Origin of the sequence: Burkholderia sp. AU31652 (assembly GCF_002223155.1) — a bacterium.
Lineage (GTDB): Bacteria > Pseudomonadota > Gammaproteobacteria > Burkholderiales > Burkholderiaceae > Burkholderia.
In genome coordinates this window covers 1,307,499-1,326,099 of record NZ_NKFG01000005.1, presented here as the reverse complement: position 1 = coordinate 1,326,099, position 18,601 = coordinate 1,307,499, and the positions used below count along the sequence as shown (strand labels likewise).

The 18,601-nt window shown below is 63.7% G+C and carries 17 protein-coding genes; 8 read left to right on the top strand and 9 right to left on the bottom strand.

The genetic code is table 11. The features are described 5' to 3' along the window. Positions 1-4 precede the first annotated feature (4 nt). The 5 genes from CFB40_RS23530 (at position 5) to CFB40_RS23510 (ending at position 6,496) form a co-directional block, all read left to right on the top strand. Positions 5-772 (top strand): phosphocholine cytidylyltransferase family protein, encoded by a 768-nt coding sequence (locus tag CFB40_RS23530; RefSeq protein ID WP_089432529.1) that lies wholly within the window; start codon positions 5-7, stop codon positions 770-772. Further along, on the top strand, positions 769-2,454 hold the full coding sequence (gene aepX / locus CFB40_RS23525; protein ID WP_089432528.1) for a phosphoenolpyruvate mutase: 1,686 nt from the start codon (positions 769-771) through the stop codon (positions 2,452-2,454). Before CFB40_RS23530 ends, aepX begins: the two co-directional genes overlap by 4 nt. Next, positions 2,451-3,632: a phosphonopyruvate decarboxylase gene (gene aepY / locus CFB40_RS23520; RefSeq protein ID WP_089427740.1), complete on the top strand. Its 1,182-nt coding sequence runs from the start codon at positions 2,451-2,453 to the stop codon at positions 3,630-3,632. The genes aepX and aepY overlap by 4 nt, the downstream gene beginning before the upstream one ends. Further along, on the top strand, positions 3,632-4,696 hold the full coding sequence (locus tag CFB40_RS23515; protein WP_089432527.1) for a 2-aminoethylphosphonate aminotransferase: 1,065 nt from the start codon (positions 3,632-3,634) through the stop codon (positions 4,694-4,696). The genes aepY and CFB40_RS23515 overlap by 1 nt, the downstream gene beginning before the upstream one ends. Positions 4,697-5,350: 654 nt before the next feature. Next, positions 5,351-6,496, top strand: a complete 1,146-nt coding sequence (locus CFB40_RS23510; RefSeq protein ID WP_089427742.1) for a branched-chain amino acid ABC transporter substrate-binding protein — start codon at positions 5,351-5,353, stop codon at positions 6,494-6,496. 97 nt (positions 6,497-6,593) lie between these two features. Here the strand turns inward: CFB40_RS23510 and CFB40_RS23505 are convergent, their stop codons facing one another. After that, positions 6,594-7,523 carry an asparaginase domain-containing protein gene (locus tag CFB40_RS23505; RefSeq protein ID WP_089432526.1) on the bottom strand — a complete coding sequence of 310 codons (930 nt, stop codon included), beginning with the start codon at positions 7,521-7,523 and terminating at the stop codon, positions 6,594-6,596. An 11-nt stretch (positions 7,524-7,534) separates the two neighbouring features. Next, positions 7,535-8,680: a threonine synthase gene (locus CFB40_RS23500; RefSeq protein WP_089427744.1), complete on the bottom strand. Its 1,146-nt coding sequence runs from the start codon at positions 8,678-8,680 to the stop codon at positions 7,535-7,537. 50 nt (positions 8,681-8,730) lie between these two features. Here CFB40_RS23500 and CFB40_RS38775 point away from each other — a divergent pair, with 50 nt between their 5' ends. Then, positions 8,731-8,880, top strand: coding sequence for a hypothetical protein (locus CFB40_RS38775; RefSeq protein ID WP_179255099.1), 150 nt, complete (start codon positions 8,731-8,733; stop codon positions 8,878-8,880). Here the strand turns inward: CFB40_RS38775 and CFB40_RS23490 are convergent. Next, positions 8,873-9,502 (bottom strand): helix-turn-helix transcriptional regulator, encoded by a 630-nt coding sequence (locus tag CFB40_RS23490; protein WP_089432525.1) that lies wholly within the window; start codon positions 9,500-9,502, stop codon positions 8,873-8,875. The genes CFB40_RS38775 and CFB40_RS23490 overlap by 8 nt on opposite strands. A 138-nt stretch (positions 9,503-9,640) precedes the next feature. Further along, positions 9,641-10,006, bottom strand: a complete 366-nt coding sequence (locus CFB40_RS23485) for a VOC family protein (protein ID WP_089427747.1) — start codon at positions 10,004-10,006, stop codon at positions 9,641-9,643. A gap of 139 nt (positions 10,007-10,145) precedes the next feature. On the opposite strand from CFB40_RS23485, the gene CFB40_RS23480 reads away from it, so the two are divergent. Beyond that, positions 10,146-10,970 (top strand): multidrug ABC transporter ATPase, encoded by an 825-nt coding sequence (locus CFB40_RS23480; protein ID WP_089432524.1) that lies wholly within the window; start codon positions 10,146-10,148, stop codon positions 10,968-10,970. A 37-nt stretch (positions 10,971-11,007) separates the two neighbouring features. Here the strand turns inward: CFB40_RS23480 and CFB40_RS23475 are convergent, their stop codons facing one another. After that, positions 11,008-12,159 carry an acyltransferase family protein gene (locus CFB40_RS23475; RefSeq protein ID WP_089433293.1) on the bottom strand — a complete coding sequence of 384 codons (1,152 nt, stop codon included), beginning with the start codon at positions 12,157-12,159 and terminating at the stop codon, positions 11,008-11,010. 319 nt (positions 12,160-12,478) lie between these two features. Here CFB40_RS23475 and pip point away from each other — a divergent pair, with 319 nt between their 5' ends. Then, positions 12,479-13,411 carry a prolyl aminopeptidase gene (gene pip, locus CFB40_RS23470; RefSeq protein ID WP_089432523.1) on the top strand — a complete coding sequence of 311 codons (933 nt, stop codon included), beginning with the start codon at positions 12,479-12,481 and terminating at the stop codon, positions 13,409-13,411. Between the two features lie 10 nt (positions 13,412-13,421). Here pip and CFB40_RS23465 read toward each other — a convergent pair whose 3' ends face one another. From CFB40_RS23465 to CFB40_RS23450, 4 genes are all read right to left on the bottom strand, one after another. After that, positions 13,422-14,324, bottom strand: a complete 903-nt coding sequence (locus CFB40_RS23465; protein WP_256976890.1) for a hypothetical protein — start codon at positions 14,322-14,324, stop codon at positions 13,422-13,424. 82 nt (positions 14,325-14,406) lie between these two features. Next, complete coding sequence (locus CFB40_RS23460; RefSeq protein WP_089429124.1) at positions 14,407-14,679, bottom strand: hypothetical protein; 273 nt, start codon at positions 14,677-14,679, stop codon at positions 14,407-14,409. 224 nt (positions 14,680-14,903) lie between these two features. Continuing rightward, positions 14,904-16,385: a virulence factor gene (locus CFB40_RS23455; RefSeq protein ID WP_256976889.1), complete on the bottom strand. Its 1,482-nt coding sequence runs from the start codon at positions 16,383-16,385 to the stop codon at positions 14,904-14,906. Beyond that, positions 16,382-18,553 (bottom strand): T6SS effector phospholipase Tle3 domain-containing protein, encoded by a 2,172-nt coding sequence (locus CFB40_RS23450; RefSeq protein WP_089433291.1) that lies wholly within the window; start codon positions 18,551-18,553, stop codon positions 16,382-16,384. The genes CFB40_RS23455 and CFB40_RS23450 overlap by 4 nt, the downstream gene beginning before the upstream one ends. Positions 18,554-18,601: the final 48 nt, after the last annotated feature.

Sequence of the window (18,601 nt, the reverse complement as noted above, 5' to 3'; positions counted from 1 at the left end):
ACCCATGCGAGCCATCATTCTTGCGGCAGGCCTCGGCTTGCGCCTGCAACAACCGCCCGAGGCGCAGTTCCCGAAGTGCCTGCTGCGCTTCGACGACGTGTCGCTGCTCGAGCGCCATCTGCGCGTACTCGATGCCGCGGGCGTCGACGAGATCGTGCTCGGGCTGGGCTTCCAGCACGAGAAGGTCGAGCAGGAATTGAAGCGTCTCGGCCGCCAGGCCGAGATCGTGATCAACGACCGCTACGACCTCGGCAGCGTGCTGACCGTGCATACCGTCGCCGAGGCGATGACGCGCGGCGGCGACGTGCTGCTGATGGACGCCGACGTGCTGTATGACGAGAACATCCTGCACGCGCTGGTGGCCGATTCCGACAAGGCGGTCGACCGCCTGCTGATCGATCGCGACTTCGAGGCCGGCGACGAGCCCGTCAAGCTGTGCCTGAAGAACGGCGTGCCGGTCGAGCTGCGCAAGCAGCTCGCAGTCGACCTCGACTACGACACGATCGGCGAATCGGTCGGCTTCTTCCGCTTCACCGAAGGCACCGCGCGCCGCCTCGCGACGATCGTCGCGGGCTACGTCGACAGCGGCCGCGCGAACATGCCGCACGAAGAAGCCGTGCGCGACCTGCTGCTCGAAGGCGGTCACTCGTTCGACGTCGCCGACGTCACCGGCTCGCCGTGGATCGAGATCGACTTCCCGAACGACGTCGCTCGCGCCACGCAAGAAATCCTCCCCCTGATTCAACGCACCACCGCAGGAGTCGCACGATGAACGCACGCGAACCCAACTTCACCGAATCGCGCAGCGCACGCCTGCGCCGCATGCTCGTCAGCAGCGACCTCGAATTCCTGATGGAAGCGCACAACGGCCTGTCCGCGCGGATCGTCCGCGAAGCCGGCTTCAAGGGCATCTGGGCATCGGGCCTCGCGATCTCCGCGCAATTCGGCGTGCGTGACAACAACGAGGCGAGCTGGACCCAGGTCGTCGACGTGCTCGAATTCATGGCGGACGCGAGCGACCTGCCGATCCTGCTCGACGGCGACACCGGCTACGGCAACTTCAACAACGTGCGCCGCCTCGTGAAGAAGCTCGAGCAGCGCGGCATCGCGGGCGTCTGCATCGAAGACAAACAGTTTCCGAAGACCAACAGCTTCATCGGCGGCGAGCGCCAGCCGCTCGCGGAAATCGACGAGTTCTGCGGCAAGATCAAGGCCGGCAAGGATTCGCAGACCGATCCCGACTTCTCGATCGTCGCGCGTGTCGAAGCGCTGATCGCCGGCTGGGGCATGGACGAGGCGCTGCGCCGCGCGAACGCGTACGCGGAAGCCGGCGCCGACGCGATCCTGATCCACAGCAAGCTGTCGCGCCCGGACGAGATCCTGCAGTTCGCGCGCGAATGGAGCGGCAAGGCGCCGCTCGTGATCGTGCCGACCAAGTACTACAGCACGCCGACCGATGTGTTCCGCCAGGCCGGCATCAGCACCGTGATCTGGGCGAACCACCTGATCCGCGCGTCGGCCTCCGCGATGCAGGCGACCGCACGCGAGATCCACGAGAGCGAAACGCTGATCAACGTCGAAGACCGCGTAGCATCGGTCAACGAGATCTTCCGCCTGCAGGACGCCGACGAATACTCGGCGGCCGAGCGTATCTACCTGTCGTCGTCGTCGCGCGCGTCGAACGCGGCGATCGTGCTGGCTGCCAGCCGCGGCAAGGGCCTCGAAGCCGTGACCGAAGACAAGCCGAAGGTCATGCTGCCGGTCGCCGGCAAGCCGCTGCTGCGCTGGCTCGTCGACGGCTTCAAGACGCACGGCGTGAACGACATCACCGTGGTCGGCGGCTATCGCGCCGATGCGATCGACACGTCGGGCATCAAGCTCGTCGTCAACGAACGCCATGCACAGACGGGCGAACTCGCGTCGCTCGCCTGCGCGGCCGACCGCCTGACCGGCGACACCGTGATCTCGTACGGCGACCTGCTGTTCCGCAGCTACATCGTGCGCGACCTCGCGGAGAGCGAGGCCGAGTTCAGCGTGGTGGTCGATTCGTCGCTCACCGAAACCAACCAGAGCGTGCGCGACTTCGCACTCTGCTCGGCTGAAGACGATCGCGGCCTGTTCGGCCAGAAGACGTACCTGCAACGCGTATCGAGCGACGTCGCCGCAGGCACGCCGCACGGCCGCTGGATCGGCCTGCTGAACGTGCGCGGCGCCGGTGTCGACCGCCTGAAGGCCATGCTCGCGACGCTGCAGGCGCGTCCTGATTTCGACACGCTCGACATCCCGTCGCTGCTCAACGAACTGATCGCCGCCGGCGAGAAGATCGAGGTGCAATACGTGCACGGCCACTGGCGCGGCGTCAACGATCTCGAGGACTTCCGCCGCGCGGGCGACTTCGCGCACGGCCAGACGCCGCTGTCCGAACCGGGTGCCGGCAACGGGGGCGCGCAATGATCGAAGCGGCCCAGTTCGTCGAGGCCGCGCGCGAGCGCGGTTTCGACTGGTACGCGGGCGTGCCCTGCTCGTACCTGACGCCGTTCATCAATTACGTGCTGCAGGACCCGACGCTGAATTACGTGTCGGCCGCGAACGAAGGCGACGCGGTCGCGCTGATCGCGGGCGCGACGCTCGGCGGCAAGCGCGGGATCGCGATGATGCAGAACTCGGGGCTCGGCAACGCGGTGAGCCCGCTCACGTCGCTTACGTGGACGTTCCGCCTGCCGCAGCTGCTGATCGTCACGTGGCGCGGCCAGCCGGGCGTGGCCGACGAGCCGCAGCACGCGCTGATGGGCCCGATCACGCCCGCGATGCTCGACACGATGGAGATCCCGTGGGAGACGTTCCCGACCGACCCCGAACAGGTCGGCCCGGCACTCGACCGCGCGATCGCGCACATGGACGCGACGGGCCGCCCGTACGCGCTCGTGATGCAGAAAGGCAGCGTCGCGCCGTATGAGCTGAAATCGAACCCGGCCGCGAAGCCGCGTGCGCATGTCGCCGCGCAAGCGTCGTCGCGCGCTGCATCGGCCGAAGCCTGGCCGACCCGCCAGGACGCGCTGCAGCGCGTGATTGCGCACACGCCGGTCGATTCGACCGTCGTGCTCGCGTCGACCGGCTTCTGCGGCCGCGAACTGTACGCAATCGACGATCGCCCGAACCAGCTGTACATGGTCGGCTCGATGGGCTGCGTCACGCCGATGGCGCTCGGTCTCGCGCTCGCACGCCCCGACCTGCGCGTGGTGGCGGTCGACGGCGACGGCGCCGCGCTGATGCGCATGGGCGTGTTCGCGACGCTCGGCACCTACGGCCCGGCCAACCTCACGCACGTGCTGCTCGACAACGGCGCGCACGAATCGACGGGTGGCCAGGCCACCGTGTCGCAACATGTTTCGTTCGCGGGCGTGGCTGCCGCGTGCGGGTATGCGTCGGCGGTCGAAGGCGATACGCTGGATGTGCTCGATACGGCGCTTGCTTCGTCGGCCGATGGTGCGCAGTTCGTGCGACTGGCAATCCGCACCGGCGTGCCCGACGGCCTGCCCCGCCCGACCGTCACGCCGGTCGAGGTCAAGACCCGTCTGATGCGGCACATCGGCGCCGCACAGACCGAAGCCCACGTTGAAGGAGCCCATTGATGCTGCTGCTGAACCCCGGCCCGGTCACGCTCACCGAACGCGTGCGCCGCAGCCTGCTGCAACCCGACCTGTGCCATCGCGAAAGCGAATTCTTCGATCTGCAGGATGAGGCGCGTGCGCGGCTCGTTGCTGCGTATGAGCTTGATCCGGCTGAGTGGACGGCCGTGCTGATGACCGGTTCGGGTACGGCCGCTGTCGAAAGCATGATCGCGGCGCTCGTGCCGAAGGACGGCAAGCTGCTCGTGATCGAGAACGGTGTTTATGGCGAGCGGATCACGCAGATCGCGACGCAGTATGGGATCGCGCATGATGTGCTCAAGCATGAGTGGATGCAGGCGCCGGATCTTGCGCAGATTGGTGCGAAGCTCGATGCGGGTGGTTACTCGCACGTCGCCGTGATCCATCACGAAACCACGACGGGCCGCTTGAACGACCTCGGCGCGATCGCGAAAGTCTGCCGCTCGCGCGGCGTGAAGATGCTCGTTGATGGTGTGAGCAGCTTTGGGGCGGAAGCGATCGATTTTACCGGTGGTGATATCGATGCTGTGGCTGCGACCGCGAACAAATGCCTGCATGGTGTGCCGGGCGCAGCGTTCGTGATCGTGCGTCGCAGTGCGCTCGCGAAGGCCGCAAGCCGTACGTACTACCTCGACCTCGGCCGTCTCGCGAAGCTGCAGGACCAGCGCAATACGCCCTTCACGCCTTCCGTGCATGCGTATTACGCGCTCGTCGAGGCGCTGCGCGAGTTTGACGAAGCCGGCGGCTGGCGTGCGCGGCATGCGCATTACAAGGCGCTCGCCGATCAGGCGCAAGCCGGGCTTGCGGCGCGCGGGATGCCGCTGGTGTTGCCGGAAGGTGAATCGTCGGTCGTGCTGCGTGCGTATCGGTTGCCGCAGGGTGTGACGTACGAAACGCTGCACGACGGGTTGAAGGCGCGCGGCTTCGTGATCTATGCGGGACAAGGCGGGTTGTCGAAGGAACTGTTCCGCATCTCGACGATGGGCGCGATTCAGGCGGCTGATGTTGAGCGGTTGCTGGAGGGGTTTACGGCACTGACGCGGTAAGCGTTATCCGCACCTCATCTACGAAAGGCCCGGGCAATGCTCCCGGGCCTTTTTTATTGTTCGCGATGCTCCGGCAAAGGCTGAACTCATTGACAACGTTCGGCTGGCAGCGGTGGCTGGCCGGTTGTCGACCCACATCGGCCGCGTGTATTTAACGGAATGGTGGCTGCTTTGGAGGTCTTCGAGACTTCGCGTCATCCCGATCGCATTCAGCCCTGAGGTGCCTCCAGCAGCACGTACCTGCGGGCGCGGCAATGCCAAATATCACCGGTCGATCCAGCGATCAATGTTGCGTTCAAGTCAACTGCGTGGACCGAGACGCGGTGCTTCTTCCAGTCTGGACCTACCCCCCGTCCATCAGTCAGTCGTTCAGCCTCTGGTCGATGCCGGACAATACCAAGCGTTTACCCCTACAATACATTTTATTTAATTCTAGATAATCTTTCTAGAAACGGGAGCCCAAGGAGCAGACGGGCCGCTCACCAGCGGCCACGCTCCCGACCATAACGCTACGGAATACTAATCAGTCTTTCCTCGGGTGATGGGCTGCTCTGACGAATACTCACATTCGGAAACGTCGCCAACGTCGCGACTTCGACAGGAGACGCCGCTTGCATTTTCAACAGCAACCCAGTTCAACAAGAGGCTAAGCATATGAAATCTCAACTCAAACCCGGCAACGCCGCGCTGACACTCGCCTGCGTTGCCATGGTCTACGGTCAAGCGGCTCTCGCGGACGTGATCGTGAAGATCGGCAGCGCCGAACCGCTGACCGGCAACATTGCTCACATGGGCCAGGATGCGGCCGATGGCGCCAAGCTCGCCGTCCAGCAGATCAACAAGGCCGGCAATCTGGTCATCGGCGGTCAAAAGGTCATCCTGGAGGTCGAGTCGCTGGATGACCAGGCCGATCCCAGGATCGGTACGAACGTCGCGCAGAAGCTGGTCGACGATGGCGTCGTGGCCGTGATCGGCCACCTGAACTCCGGCGTGTCCATCCCCGCGTCCAAAATCTACCGCGACAACGGCGTCACGCAGATCACGCCGGGCTCCACCAACCCGCAGTACACACTGCAAGGCTACAAGACCGCCTTCCGCGTGATCGGCACCGATGCCCAGCAGGGCCCCGCCCTCGCGAAATACGCCAAAAACCAGAAAGTCAAGACGGTCGCCATCGTCGACGACGCCACGGCCTACGGCCAGGGTCTTGCGGACCAGTTCGAGAAGACCGCCAAGGCCGAAGGCATCCAGGTGCTATCGCGCGATGCGACCAACGACAAGGCCACTGACTTCAAGGCCATCCTGACCAAGATCAAGTCCGAACGCCCCGACGCGATCATGTATGGCGGCGAGGACGCCACCGGCGGCCCCTTCGCCAAACAGGCCATGCAACTGGCCCTACGCGCCAGGATCCTGGCGGGCGACGGTGTCTGCACGACCGATTTGGCCAGGTTGGCCGGCGACGCCGCCGACAATCTGGTCTGTTCCGTCGCGGGCGGCGATCTGTCCGCGATGGCGGGCAGCGCTGCGTTCAGCAAGGAACTGAAGGCCGTGTACGGCCACGATCCAGTGGTCTACTCGCCGGTTGCGTACAGCGCCGTCTACGTGATCGTCGATGCGATGAAACGCGCCAACTCGATCACGCGCGCCGGCATCCTGTCCGCCATGCCCGCGACCAATCTGAACACGCTGATTGGCAATATCCGGTTCGACGAGCACGGCGACCTGAAGGACAGCACCATCTCCCTTTACAAGTACGTGAAAGGCAAGCGAACCCTGCTGGAAGTCGAGAAGATGTGAACGAGGCGGGGCCGACGCGGGCGCCTTCAAGCCCCCCGCGCCGGCCCCGCACCGGGCGCATCTTCGCCGAGATCGTTGAGTGGCCGCCGTCCGCGGATCAGCGCCCAGCCTTTCCGCTGCGAGTTGCACGACCAAGCTCCGCGATGAGCCGGATTCGTGCCTTTGATGCGTCCAGGCCGTCATAACCTGCCGTGGTCAGGCCGAGGTTGTGGGCGCGCTCATAGGCATATTTGGGTACGGCTGAATTGACCCGGAAACCCTGGGCACAGCGTGTCGATAGCACGACGGGGATATGCCGCGCGGCTTCGCTCAGGAATCTCTCCGACTGCGCCGAGAAACCCCCTGCCCCCTTGCCTGCCACGACGATACCGTCGAGTTCGGAGATAGCCGGCAAGCCGACGAGTGGCCCGAAGGTCTCCATGACGATCGCAACGCGGGCGCCGAGGTCGGATACATCGAGATCCGCGTAACTCTCGTCAACGGTTCCCGAACCTGTGAGCGTCACAATGTCGGCCTCGATGGAGCCGCGGATCGCTGTTTCCGGTCCGAAGGGCTGAATGGCCTGCGGCCATACCTTGACGATCGAGACCGGATCGAAAATCCGTCCCGCGAAGGCCACGAGAGCGCTCGCACCCTTCTGCATGGCCTGTGCCAGACGTCCGGAATCCGCCAGATTGCGCGGACCGTCGGCATTGGCATTGCCGCCGGGGATCGCCGCACCGGTCAAAACGACGGGCCGATCGCGATCAAAAAGCAGAGCGGCCGCATAGGCGACGTCTTCCATTGCGTCGGTGCCGCAGCACATGACGAAAGCTTCGCTCTCGCGATCCTGCCGCATGACGTCACGAGCGCGGCAAAGTGAGGCAAAAGTCAGATCGCAGCTATCGACAGGATCGATATCACGTCCGATCCAGTCTGCTTGACCGCTCGATACGATCAGATCACGCGCCAGTAGACGCTTGATCGTCCCATCACTCTGATAGCTTTCCGTGATGGTGCCGCCGCAATTCAGGAGTCCGATTTTCATGGAGGGAGCCTTTACGCAAGCGTATCGGGAATTTCCGCGTACATATCCGCGATGGCCTCGGCATTCTTGATACCCGTGCCCGTCAGCAGGACAACCGTTTCCTCTCGCGCCTCAATCGCCCCCAGTTGCGTGAGCCGATCAAATCCTGCAACCGCGGTCGCCGAAGTCAGCTCCGGCAGAAGGCCCAGTCGCGCAATCCGCCTGAGCGCGTCGACGATTGCTTCTTCCTCCACGGCCACAGTCGTACCGCCCGTCTCCCTGACAGCGTTGATCACTTGCGCCAGCCGCAGAGGATGGGCGATGGCCGTCCCCTCGGAGACCGTCTTTCGGACCTCGCGGGGAATGGGCGTCGTGACGCCCGCCTGAAAGCTGGCATCGATAGGAGAACAGTTCAATGGCTGGCATACGAAGAGCCTGGGCATTTTGTGAATCTGGCCCGCGCGCATCAGTTCCGAGAACGCCAAATAACAGCCGAGTACATTGCTGCCCGCGCCTGCAGGCATGACGATGTTGTCCGGCGCCTGGAAGTTGAGGTCCTCCCAGATCTCGTAGCCGACCGACTTGGTCCCTTCGAGGAAAAATGGCTGCCAATTGTGGCTGGCGTAGAAGATGCTCGCGGACTGCAGGACGGCCTCGTCCTCACACGCCTGTCGCGGGCCGTCGACCAGCTGTACCTCCGCCCCATAGGCTCGCATCTGGGCAATCTTCGCGGGCGACGCGTATGCGGGCGCCAGAATCTTCACGCGCACGGCGCCTGCAGCGCCATACGCCGCCACCGACGCTCCGCCGTTTCCCGAACTGTCCTCCAGAACGGACGCGATGCCTTGCTGCCGCAACATCGAGAGCATCACCGTCGTGCCGCGATCCTTGAAGCTGCTTGTGGGGCTGAACCACTCCAGCTTGAAATGCGGCCGGTGGTCGCCCCACGTCTTCTGGATCAACGGGGTGCATCCTTCCCCCATGGAGATGGGGGAGACGATCTCGACTGGAAGCGACGCGCGATAGCGCCATTGGGAGCGAACGTGTCGATCGATGTCGTCCCGGGAAATGCCAGCCTGCGGCGAGATCAGGAGCGGCCTGCGGTCGTCCGAACACCACCGAGGCGTGTCGAGAGGATAAGTAGTGCCGCTGAGCGGCTCGACATAGTGCGGTTTCAAGTTTTCCGCCTCCGCTTTGGCACCTACCGGATCGCTGCAAGAGCAAGACGATGACGGCTGGGACGTTGGGGGTGAAACACACGGCCCGCGCGCTGCCCATGCAGTTCGAAGGCCACGCGCACCGCCGCGATCACGGCGTCCGGCACGAGCAATTGAGCGACGACATGCTGGTCGACGAGAAGTCGCGTGGCGTCATTTGACATCGCTGTACACCGTTGCGCGCGAGACGCCCAGGTAGACGGCAATGGTGTCCATCGCCCGACGGACCTCGAGCAGGCCGGCCGCCTTGAGCTCCTTCAGGAGCGAGCGGCGGTCCTCCGGCTTGAGCGAGCGCGGTGTCGACGCCATGCGTGCGGCGAACTCGTCGATACGGGCGCGAATGAGATCCGCGCCAGCGGGGTCCAGCGATTCCCTGGCAGGCGCGGTGCCCTCGACCGCCATGAAGCTGCTCAGCATGTTCTGAAATCCCCGGAACAACGTGAGGTCGATATTCAGGCACAACGCGGCGATGTAGTCGCCTTTGGAGTCCTTGATACCGATGGAAGTGCTCTTCACCTGACGGCCGTCCGAGAACTGATTCGGATAGTTGGCGATGATCTGCTCGTAGGCGGCGTCCATGATCCGCGCAAGCCCCAATTCAGTGGCAGGCTGTCCGACTTCTCGACCTGACAGGTTGTTGTGGATCGCGAGCACCGCGTGCTCCGGGTCGAGGAGATCATGGACCACGACCTCGGTAAACGGGGCGAAGGTCCTGGCCAGCCCTTCGGCGACCTGTTTGAGCTGCCCCAGCAGTAGCTGCTGTTCGGGCGTCTTCTTCGGCATGTCGGGTCCAGTGATTTTCCTTGGCATGCCGGGCAGTTTGGCCACGTCAAGACGATTTGTCAAATTCAAAACAATTCGTCTAGATTAACATCCTGAACATGGCCGGAAGCAACGGCCGGTTCCTGGTTCTTGTCTTGATTACTGGCCCGATTCGTCTGCTGACCATACGGCCAGTTCATAGCCATCGGGATCAAGGAACTGGAAGCGCCGACCGCCAGGGAACGAGAAAATCTGACGGGTGATGGTGGCTCCCGCCGCCTCGATCCTTCGACGGGTTTCAACCAGATCGTCAGCGTAGAGAATGACTAACGGGCCGCCGGGCCGAACGGGCTCACCGGTCGTCAACCCGCCTGTGATCCGGCCGTCGCGAAACTCGGTATAGGTGGGACCATAATCCGTGAAGGTCCAGCCGAACACGCTGCCATAGAAGGCCTTGCTTCGTGCAATGCTGTTAACATTGAATTCGATGTTGTCGATCTGCCGGTCTTTCCCTCGAATGCTCATCCGTGCCACTTTCCTTGGTGTTTGTCGAGAATCGATTATAGGCACCGTGGCCACGCCCATGACGACGCGGGGTCGTTCTGAAGACGTTCGTTTCCGGCCGTTGAGCGATTTCCACGGCAATCCATAAAAAACCTCCCACATGACCCCGAGAATCGCTCGTTTTGTTCCGCTGCTGGCGCTCGCCGCGGCACCGTTCGCTCACGCTGGCGATAAGCAGTCCTGCAACGACGAAACCGTCACAGCCATCGCCCGCTGGGCCGGCATCGCAAGCGCACGCATCGCGACGCGCGACACGAACCGGCTCGTCGTCGCATCGGCATGCAAGGCCATGCCGAACGCGCCGGAAACGACGATCGCGGCCGTTGCGTTCGATTCGCTGCCCAAAAGCAAGAACCCCGACGAAAGCAGCAAGCTGCAGGTCGTCGCGCTCGTCGAAGGGAGCAAGGTCGTAGCGGCAGACCGTGCGGTGATCCAGGAGGACGCGGCGATACAGATCGGCGAGAACAGTTACCACATCGATACGGCGCCGTACCGACTGTCGCCGGATGTACGGGCATTCGGCGTCGTGTTCAGCAGTACCGCGCACGGACCGAGCTGCCCGGATGCCTACATGGAGAACGAACTGACACTGTGGATTCGCGAAGGCGCCCGTATCCGCCCCGTGTTTGGTACCAATCTCAATGGCTGGGTCGCCACCACCGGCACCGCGTGCGGCCCCGATACCAGCGACCTGCGCAGTGAGTCCGCCCGCATGACGATTGCGGTCGAGAAGACGTCGCACAACGGCTTTGCGGACCTGTCGATTACGGCACACGTCATGAACGCGGAAAGCAACGACGACAAACAACCGGACGCGGGAAAACGCACCGTGCGCACGGTCGTCAAATACGACGGCAAATCATACGGGAGCGATATGTACCGGGACTTCTGGTATTCGCCTGCCTCGAAGAAGCGATTCAAATGACGGTGACGCGAAGCCACGGTGAGTCCGCCCCACCCGCCTACTCCGCCACTTTCGCCCCGATCGCCTCACCCGAAGCCGGCATCCGCAGCGCATCGTCACGCACACGTCGCGCCTCGCGCGCCGAATAACGATCCTTCAATCGCAGGAACGGCTTCTCGACGAGGAAATAGCTGGCCGTCGCCGCCAGCAGCGCCCACACGATCCCAAGCGGAAACGCATGCGGAACCTGCAGATCCGGATTCGCAAACGGCTGCTGCCACAGATAAAGACTGAACGAGATCGTGCCGACGAACACAACCGGCCGCGCGCGCAACCACCGCGCACACCAGAATTCGCTGCGGAAATTCAGCACGACGATCACGATTGCGATCAGCGCGGCCTCGACCGTCACGCCATAGGTCGCATTCCAGAAACCGCCGAGTCGATGTTCGGCGAGCGGCATGCCGATCAGCACGATGACGATGATCGCGGTCACGATGCGCGTCTCGTTGCGCCACGTACGAATCCATGCCTCAAGCCGCTCGCGATTGAGCGACACATAACAGCCGATCAGGATCGGATCGACGCCCGTGTGCAGCATCATCCCGAGCTGCCCGCGCAGCGCAGGCGCAACGAAATACGTCACGGCGCGCACCAGCGGCACGACCAGAATCAACGCAGCCAGCCAGCGCGTGCCGCCGCGCCGCATCCCATGCACGAACAGGAGCGGCCAGAACCAGTAGAACTGTTCCTCGAGCGCGAGCGACCAGAAATGGCCGAGATACCACGCGCCGTCCGGATGCAGCGCGTTGTCGCCGGTCAGCCCGAACCACGCCGAGTAATTCCACAGGTGCAGCGCCGCATACAGCCACTGTCGTCGATCGACGTCGAACCAGCCGGCGAAGGCCACGATCGCGACCGCCGCGAGATACACGTAGCAGGCCGGCCAGATCCGCAGCGCGCGGCGCACGTAGAACGACGTCAGCGCGATGCCGCCCGTGCGCGCGAACTCGGCGCGCAATACGTTGGTGATCAGGAAGCCGCTGAGGACGAAGAAGATCAGCACGCCGAGCCGGCCGTCGGCGATCAGCCGCAACGGCGCGTACCAGCCCGTGTAGCCGCCGGGCAGCACGTGCTCGGCGTGCCCGACCACCACCATCGCGACCGCGACGGCGCGCAACCCGGTCAACTGCGTGACGCGATGGTTCATCGGCTGGTTTCCGTTGGCACGGTGGATGGGCAGCACGCCGGCGCCCCGCTTCGGCACGCCGCTATGCCGCCGCGATTTTGTATGAAAAATATCGGAATGAAATTGCTTCAAAAATCCCCGGGCCGACACCCGCGGCCGCGCACGCCGCAACGAGCCGACACCCGGGGCAGCGAATGGGCATAATGACAAGCTTTGTCCGGCGGCGGCCGGGTCGATGCCGACACAACGATTTTTGCGGCGGCGCAATATCCGTAGCCCCCGCCCGCACCCCGGCCCGCGCGTCGTCCGCCTCCTGCCGACCCTTACCCGGAGCCTGCCTGTGTACCCACCGATCGAACCTTACGCCCACGGCCACCTCGACACCGGCGACGGCCACCGCATCTACTGGGAGCGCTGCGGCAACCCGGCCGGCAAGCCCGCCGTATTCCTGCACGGCGGCCCCGGCGCCGGCTGCAGCCCCGACCACCGCCGCCTGTTCGATCCGGAGCGCTACGACATCCTGCTGTTCGACCAGCGCGGCTGCGGGCGCTCGACACCGCACGCCAGCCTCGAGAACAACACGACCTGGCATCTGGTCGCCGATATCGAACGCCTGCGCGAGATGGTCGGCGCGGAAAAGTGGCTCGTATTCGGCGGCTCGTGGGGCAGCGCGTTGTCGATCGCCTATGCGGAAACGCATCCCGAGCGCGTGAGCGCGCTGGTCGTGCGCGGCATCTTCACGATGCGTCGCGCGGAATTGCTGTGGTACTACCAGGAAGGCGCATCGTGGCTGTTCCCTGATCTATGGGAGGACTTCGTTGCGCCGATTCCGGAAGCCGAGCGCGGCGACCTGATGGCCGCCTACCATCGCCGGCTGACCGGCAACGACGAAGCCGCGAAGCTCGAAGCCGCGCGCGCGTGGAGCATCTGGGAAGGCCGCACGATCACGCTGCTGCCCGACCCCGCCCTCGCCGCGCACTTCGCGGACGGTCACTACGCACTCGCGTTCGCGCGGATCGAGAACCACTACTTCGTGAACCAGGGCTTCGTGGAGGAAGGCCAGTTGCTGCGCGACGCGCATCGCCTCGCCGGCATTCCGGGCGTGATCGTGCAGGGCCGCTATGACATCGCGACGCCTGCACGCACCGCGTGGGAGCTGTCCAAGGCGTGGCCTGACGCAACGTTCGAGATCGTGCCCGGCGCCGGGCATGCTTACAACGAGCCGGGGATTCTGGAAGCGCTGATCGCGGCGACGGACCGGTTCGCGGGCTAGCCGCGCGATATCAGGAAGTCGTTTCCCGGCGCGCCGAATCCGCAGGCGCGTCGGGATTCGCCCCCTGCTCCCAATCGCCGGGCCTGGGCGGCTTCGTCACGCGAATCAGCACCAGCGCAACGCAGAACGTCACGACCACGTAGACCATGATCGGCTGCCACGGAATGGCAACGGCCGTGCGTTGATACTCCTGCGGCATATGGCGAACCAGCGGCGTCGCGATCGACACATAGCCCGTCAGCATGCCCAGCATCGCGATCGCAGCCGTCATCAGCGACATGCCGCAACTCCACATGCGCCGCCCGCGCGGCGCGATGGCCGTGCCCAGGACCAGCGCGACTGCCGCCGCCTGCAGCAGATTCTTCGGCCGGATGTTCGGAATGAGGTAGGCGAAAGCGCCCGCATGCGCCGCCGCGTACGATATCGCCCAGTAATACAGGGCCGACGCCACGGCCAGCAGGCCGAAAGACACGAAATGCCGCACCGTCGAACCCGACGCGGCCTGCGGCAGGTGCAGGTAGTCGCTGCTGAGCCTGTTGTACATCAGCGCAAAGCCGATGATGCCGAACGGCAACCCGACGAGCACCGGGACCCACGTCGACAGCAGGAGCCACACGACACACGATACGCACCAGGTCGCTAGCGCCAGCGTGCGTCCCCAGCGGCGGCGCAACGCAAGCGCAACGTGACTGATCAGCCCCGCAACCGCCGACACGAACAGTGCGCACTGCAGCGCCCGGAACTGCCACGACCACGCCGAAAACGCATTCAGCGATCGCTCGTGCTGGACGAACAGCACGAACGGGACGAACTGCAGCAGCGATGTCAAGTTTTGCAGGATGCCGTGATACGCGATCACGCGAATCGTCGTATAGCGGCGGGAAGCAGGAATGGCAGCGCCTGTCGTGAGCATGGGCAGCGTCGAAAAGCCGGTCGGACCGGAAGCATACTCCTTTGATCCGTTCAGCCGCGCCGCTCGTGTGCCACATGTGCCGTCAAAGCGCCGCTTCGACGATCGCCTTGCCGCGGATCGCCCGCTCGACGAGCTGTTCGTCGCCGACCTTGCGGATCGCGTCGTCGAGCAATCCTTCCGGCGCTTCGGTCGCCACCTTCAGCAAGCCCGACAGCCCGCGCGCGTCGAGCACCACCAGCGTTTCCATCGAATCCGCGCGGCTCACGAGCACGCGGCGCCACGCCGGCCCCGCGCCGAAGCTCGCGCAGAGCGCAATCGTGTCGCTGCCGAGCGTGTAGTCGAAGTTCTTGATCATGGTCTGCCGCCGTTGCAGGGAAATGGCGACGCGCGACGGCGCGGCGCCGTGACGTCGACGCACCCGCGCGTGCCGCCGGTGCCCCGGATCGAGCCCGATCCGTTCGCCGGCATGATCATGCTAGGCGCGCAGTATTAACGAAGACTTAAAGCGCCGACGCGATCTCCGCAACGACCGATGAACCTGATGGGCGTCAAGCCCGCCGACCATCGCACTGACATACCTCACCACGAATAGCCCTGCATGCCGTAATCGGTATCGTGCCGGCGGCCCCACCACGGCAGGTAGGCATTGTTTCCGCCGCGCGCGCGGAACCAGTCCTTGTCGGGATCGATCGGCGTGAGCTTCGACGGTGGCCGGACAACGACCGCGACCGGGTGATCCGGATCGGTCGTGCCGGCGACGAGTGCGTTGCCGCCGAAGTGATTGATCCGGCCGATGGCGAGCGCGACGTCGGTCAATGCGCTGCCGGTTCCCATGTCACCGAGTAGGGCCGCCGTGTTGAAGGTCTGTTTGCGGTGGTCGTATTCGGGAAGGGTTTCGGTCAAGGTCTGTCCGAGCACGGCTAGACGTGACGATGATGCGTCGCTGCCCTTACCCGCGTCGTGAACGATGTAATGGAGATCCGGGACTGCGACGCCGGCGTTGCGTGCCGCTTGGTCGATGGTCGCCTTCCACGCCTGCACGGTGCGCGTCGTGCCGACCTTCGGCGGAAAATCATGCGTGTTGCCGGTTGCGGCCTTGCCGATCCAGGCGAGCGGTTCTCGCTCGGTGTTGAAGGCTGGGCCGGCGAGGAACAGCACGACAAGGTTCTCGTTGATCTGTGCATCCGTGGGCGGGAAGTTGGGTGCGTCCCAGTTCACTACCCAGACGGTCTCGTCGGGGTTCGCCTGCAGGTAGTCCAACGCGCTGTTCAGCGAGGTGAAGCCGGCGTTCGGCCCGCCTTGCGTGATCTGGACATCGGGAAGCGTGTTTCGGCTCCACATGGTTGGAAAATACGGATTGCCGATCGAAAACGTCTTTCGAATGGAGTCCCGCAAATAGCTTTGCGATTCGGACGCGTCAAGTCTTTCCGGAATCGCAAGCTCGACGCGGATGCCGGCCAGTTCGCGCCAGCCTTTCTTGTCATCAGGCTTGACCGTGTAGAAGTATTTCGCGTTGCTTGCATAGCGTGAGCGAAGCAGCAGCGGGAACTTGGTCATGTACTTACGATAGAAGCCTCTAAATGTTTCTGCACCTTCGTTGCCATATACCAGCGCGCCAATCGATTGAAGCGTTGTGAAGGACTTCGGATCGGTCCGTACCATGTCGTCGTTCTTGTTCGGAGACACGAGTCCCTGCGTCCACAACAATTGCCATTCGGTCGGGTAGTCCATGCGTTGCAATGGATTCAACCAGATCAAACCTGCAACTTGTGCCACGAACGGCTTCGCTACTTCTTCCGCGGACAGCACCGCATGAGTTACGGGTTCCGTAGCGGGTGCCGCGTGCGCTGACCGTGCCGTGGCCGTGGTGAACAGGAGCACCATGAGCGCAGCCAAGCTGGGCACGAATACAAATCGTTTCATCCAATCTCCTATTTCCAGTTGGGTCGGGTCCGGTTGCTCTACGTGAGCCATCAGCGAAGCCATGAGTACGGCTGCGATCATCCATGCAGCGACCGAAACAGCGGCACGTCGCGGCCATGTAGCGATCAGTGCTTTCATCTTGCTCTCCCGACGTTCAGATAGAACTGACCTTCCCGTTCATCCGTGATCGTGTCCGGCATCGTGCCTTCACTGCTCTCTGCATGTATCCAGTCGTGCATCGGAAGCTCGTCAAGCTCTCCGCGTACAAAGTACTCTGCGTATTTCTTGTTCGGGTTGCCGTCGGGAATACCGTCTCCCATCCGCCAATCGGCTTCAATCCGTAGTGCTTTCATTTGCTCGGGCGTCAGGTAGCACCGCCCGATCGCCACATCGTACGCAAGCGCCTTTTTCGCATGCTCCGGATTGGTCATCGTCGTGGAATGGTTCGTCGGGCTGTTGGTCGAGCCACGATCGAGCCAATCGACAATCTGTTGATCGCGCCATTCCTTGTAGCCCTCCGGCATTTCGCTCTTGCCGTCCTCGCCGATCACGTGGCCGTCGCCATCGAGCCATTCCGTATTCAGCGTTCGCCGCGCCTCCATCCGCATCAACGCGCGGTCCTCGTAACGCTGTCCGGCTTCGCTCTCTGCCGTGCCTTGCGCGACGCTGTCATTGTTCTTCGCCTCGTACTGATCGTAGGGATCGTCCGCGCGCTTGTCTGCCTCGCTCTTGCTTGCGTCGCGCCATGCGGCCGGCGGATCGTTGCCTTCGTTGAAGTCGCTGGTCGCATTGCCGTCCTTCGTTTCGATGCACTTGCCGAACCGCAACGCCTTCGGCGGGAACGGTTCGTCGAGTGCCGGCGCGTCCGCCACCACGGCCCAGCCCTCCGGCGGATTGGCGTTCACGCGGAACATATTCAATGTCGAGCTGATCTGGGTCACGAAAAACATGATCGGCGCGGATGCAAGCGTGGCCGCTATCCCGAACACGGACTCGTTTCCCTTGAGTGCACCGATGAGGTTGAATTTGGCAGGCGGTGAAGGCGGATACCAGAAGCCCGACGTCTTTCCCTTCTGTACATGCCGCCAGTCATCTTCCCAATACCAATATTTCTCCTGCACGCCGACGTGGAAGCCGGAGGCAAAGACGCGCTGCGTCAGCACGCCGGGGACGCTGATATCGTTCAGCTCGTTCTCGTCGATGCCGCGCCAGCCGATGCCTTGAACCGTGACGGCCGAAATCACCTGGTCGTGCGGACAGCAATACGCGGTGACGCGACCATACGTCGACCCGTTCAGGCCGTGGCGTACCCGATCCTCGTGTGCGGCATAAGACCGCTTGCTGGTCGGCGATACCCGTTCGTTCGCCATGTCTTCATCGATCTTGTCTGCGGGAAGTTCATAGGCCTTCCGCGTGCCGATGATCGACAGAAACTTGCCGAACGTTTTCGTGCGCGCGGCGTAGGTCTGCCGCCCGCGACGACCGCTGCCGTCCCTGGTCGCGCGTTGCGACCAGGTATCCATGAACGTATCGGATGGATTCGGGCCGTCTGCGCGCGCAAGACTGTACGGCGCATTCGCCAGCACGTAGGCGTCGGCCACGCAATGCCCGCTACGTCCCCACGGATCTTCGACGTCGGGCAGCGCATCGCCGAAGAAGGCCGCGGCAAGGCCCACGATGTTGCCCTGGCTATGGCACACGACGGTAATCGGCACGTCGGCCTGCATGCGGCGGATCGACTCGATCAACCTCGCAAGGCGCAACGCCGCGAGCACGCCATACGCGCGGGGCGGCGCGCGATACAGCGGTCGATTGGTCGGGTTGATCCCCTGGACGGTCAACCACCCGGCCGCGCGGTCGTCGAGGCCGCCGTGCCAGAGATCGGGCAGGCTCGCGCAACCGTTCGTGAACGGGCCGCCGCCCCAGTAGTCCTTCTCGTTCAGAAAGATCTTGTCGCCATACTCTTTCAGCTCTGCGGCGGTTGCCCGATAGCCCCACCGGAAATGAATGACCGGTGAAAACGACGGATCGGCCTTGACGTAGTTATCCGCAAGCAGCTTCGGGTTCAGAAAACCGTCCGGCGTCACGCTTTCCGTGTACTTCGCCGGCACCAACTGCCCGGCAGCAATGCCGCGATACTTCAGTTGATCGTCCAGCCGCCCGAGCCGGCGATTCAGGCCGTCGCACAATCCTTGCTCCGCCGCCTCGAACCATTCGCCTTCGGAATTCACACCATGGACGAAGATGACGATACCGGGCAACGGCATTTGCTTGATGCAGATCAGCCGAGTGTCTTTCGTCCACATCGACACCCCGTCGCCTCGGCCGACGACGATCGGTGGAGGCTTGCGTGG

Coding starts and splice junctions, on each gene's coding strand:
- CFB40_RS23515 (WP_089432527.1), top strand. CDS start 3,632: ATGCTGCTGCTGAACCCCGGCCCGGTCACGCTCACCGAACGCGTGCGC.
- CFB40_RS23455 (WP_256976889.1), bottom strand. CDS start 16,385: ATGAAAGCACTGATCGCTACATGGCCGCGACGTGCCGCTGTTTCGGTC.
- CFB40_RS23530 (WP_089432529.1), top strand. CDS start 5: ATGCGAGCCATCATTCTTGCGGCAGGCCTCGGCTTGCGCCTGCAACAA.
- CFB40_RS23465 (WP_256976890.1), bottom strand. CDS start 14,324: ATGCTCACGACAGGCGCTGCCATTCCTGCTTCCCGCCGCTATACGACG.
- CFB40_RS23475 (WP_089433293.1), bottom strand. CDS start 12,159: ATGAACCATCGCGTCACGCAGTTGACCGGGTTGCGCGCCGTCGCGGTC.
- CFB40_RS23490 (WP_089432525.1), bottom strand. CDS start 9,502: ATGCCGAAGAAGACGCCCGAACAGCAGCTACTGCTGGGGCAGCTCAAA.
- CFB40_RS23450 (WP_089433291.1), bottom strand. CDS start 18,553: ATGTGGACGAAAGACACTCGGCTGATCTGCATCAAGCAAATGCCGTTG.
- CFB40_RS23505 (WP_089432526.1), bottom strand. CDS start 7,523: ATGAAAATCGGACTCCTGAATTGCGGCGGCACCATCACGGAAAGCTAT.
- CFB40_RS23485 (WP_089427747.1), bottom strand. CDS start 10,006: ATGAGCATTCGAGGGAAAGACCGGCAGATCGACAACATCGAATTCAAT.
- aepX (WP_089432528.1), top strand. CDS start 769: ATGAACGCACGCGAACCCAACTTCACCGAATCGCGCAGCGCACGCCTG.
- CFB40_RS38775 (WP_179255099.1), top strand. CDS start 8,731: ATGACGGCTGGGACGTTGGGGGTGAAACACACGGCCCGCGCGCTGCCC.
- CFB40_RS23510 (WP_089427742.1), top strand. CDS start 5,351: ATGAAATCTCAACTCAAACCCGGCAACGCCGCGCTGACACTCGCCTGC.
- CFB40_RS23460 (WP_089429124.1), bottom strand. CDS start 14,679: ATGATCAAGAACTTCGACTACACGCTCGGCAGCGACACGATTGCGCTC.
- CFB40_RS23480 (WP_089432524.1), top strand. CDS start 10,146: ATGACCCCGAGAATCGCTCGTTTTGTTCCGCTGCTGGCGCTCGCCGCG.
- aepY (WP_089427740.1), top strand. CDS start 2,451: ATGATCGAAGCGGCCCAGTTCGTCGAGGCCGCGCGCGAGCGCGGTTTC.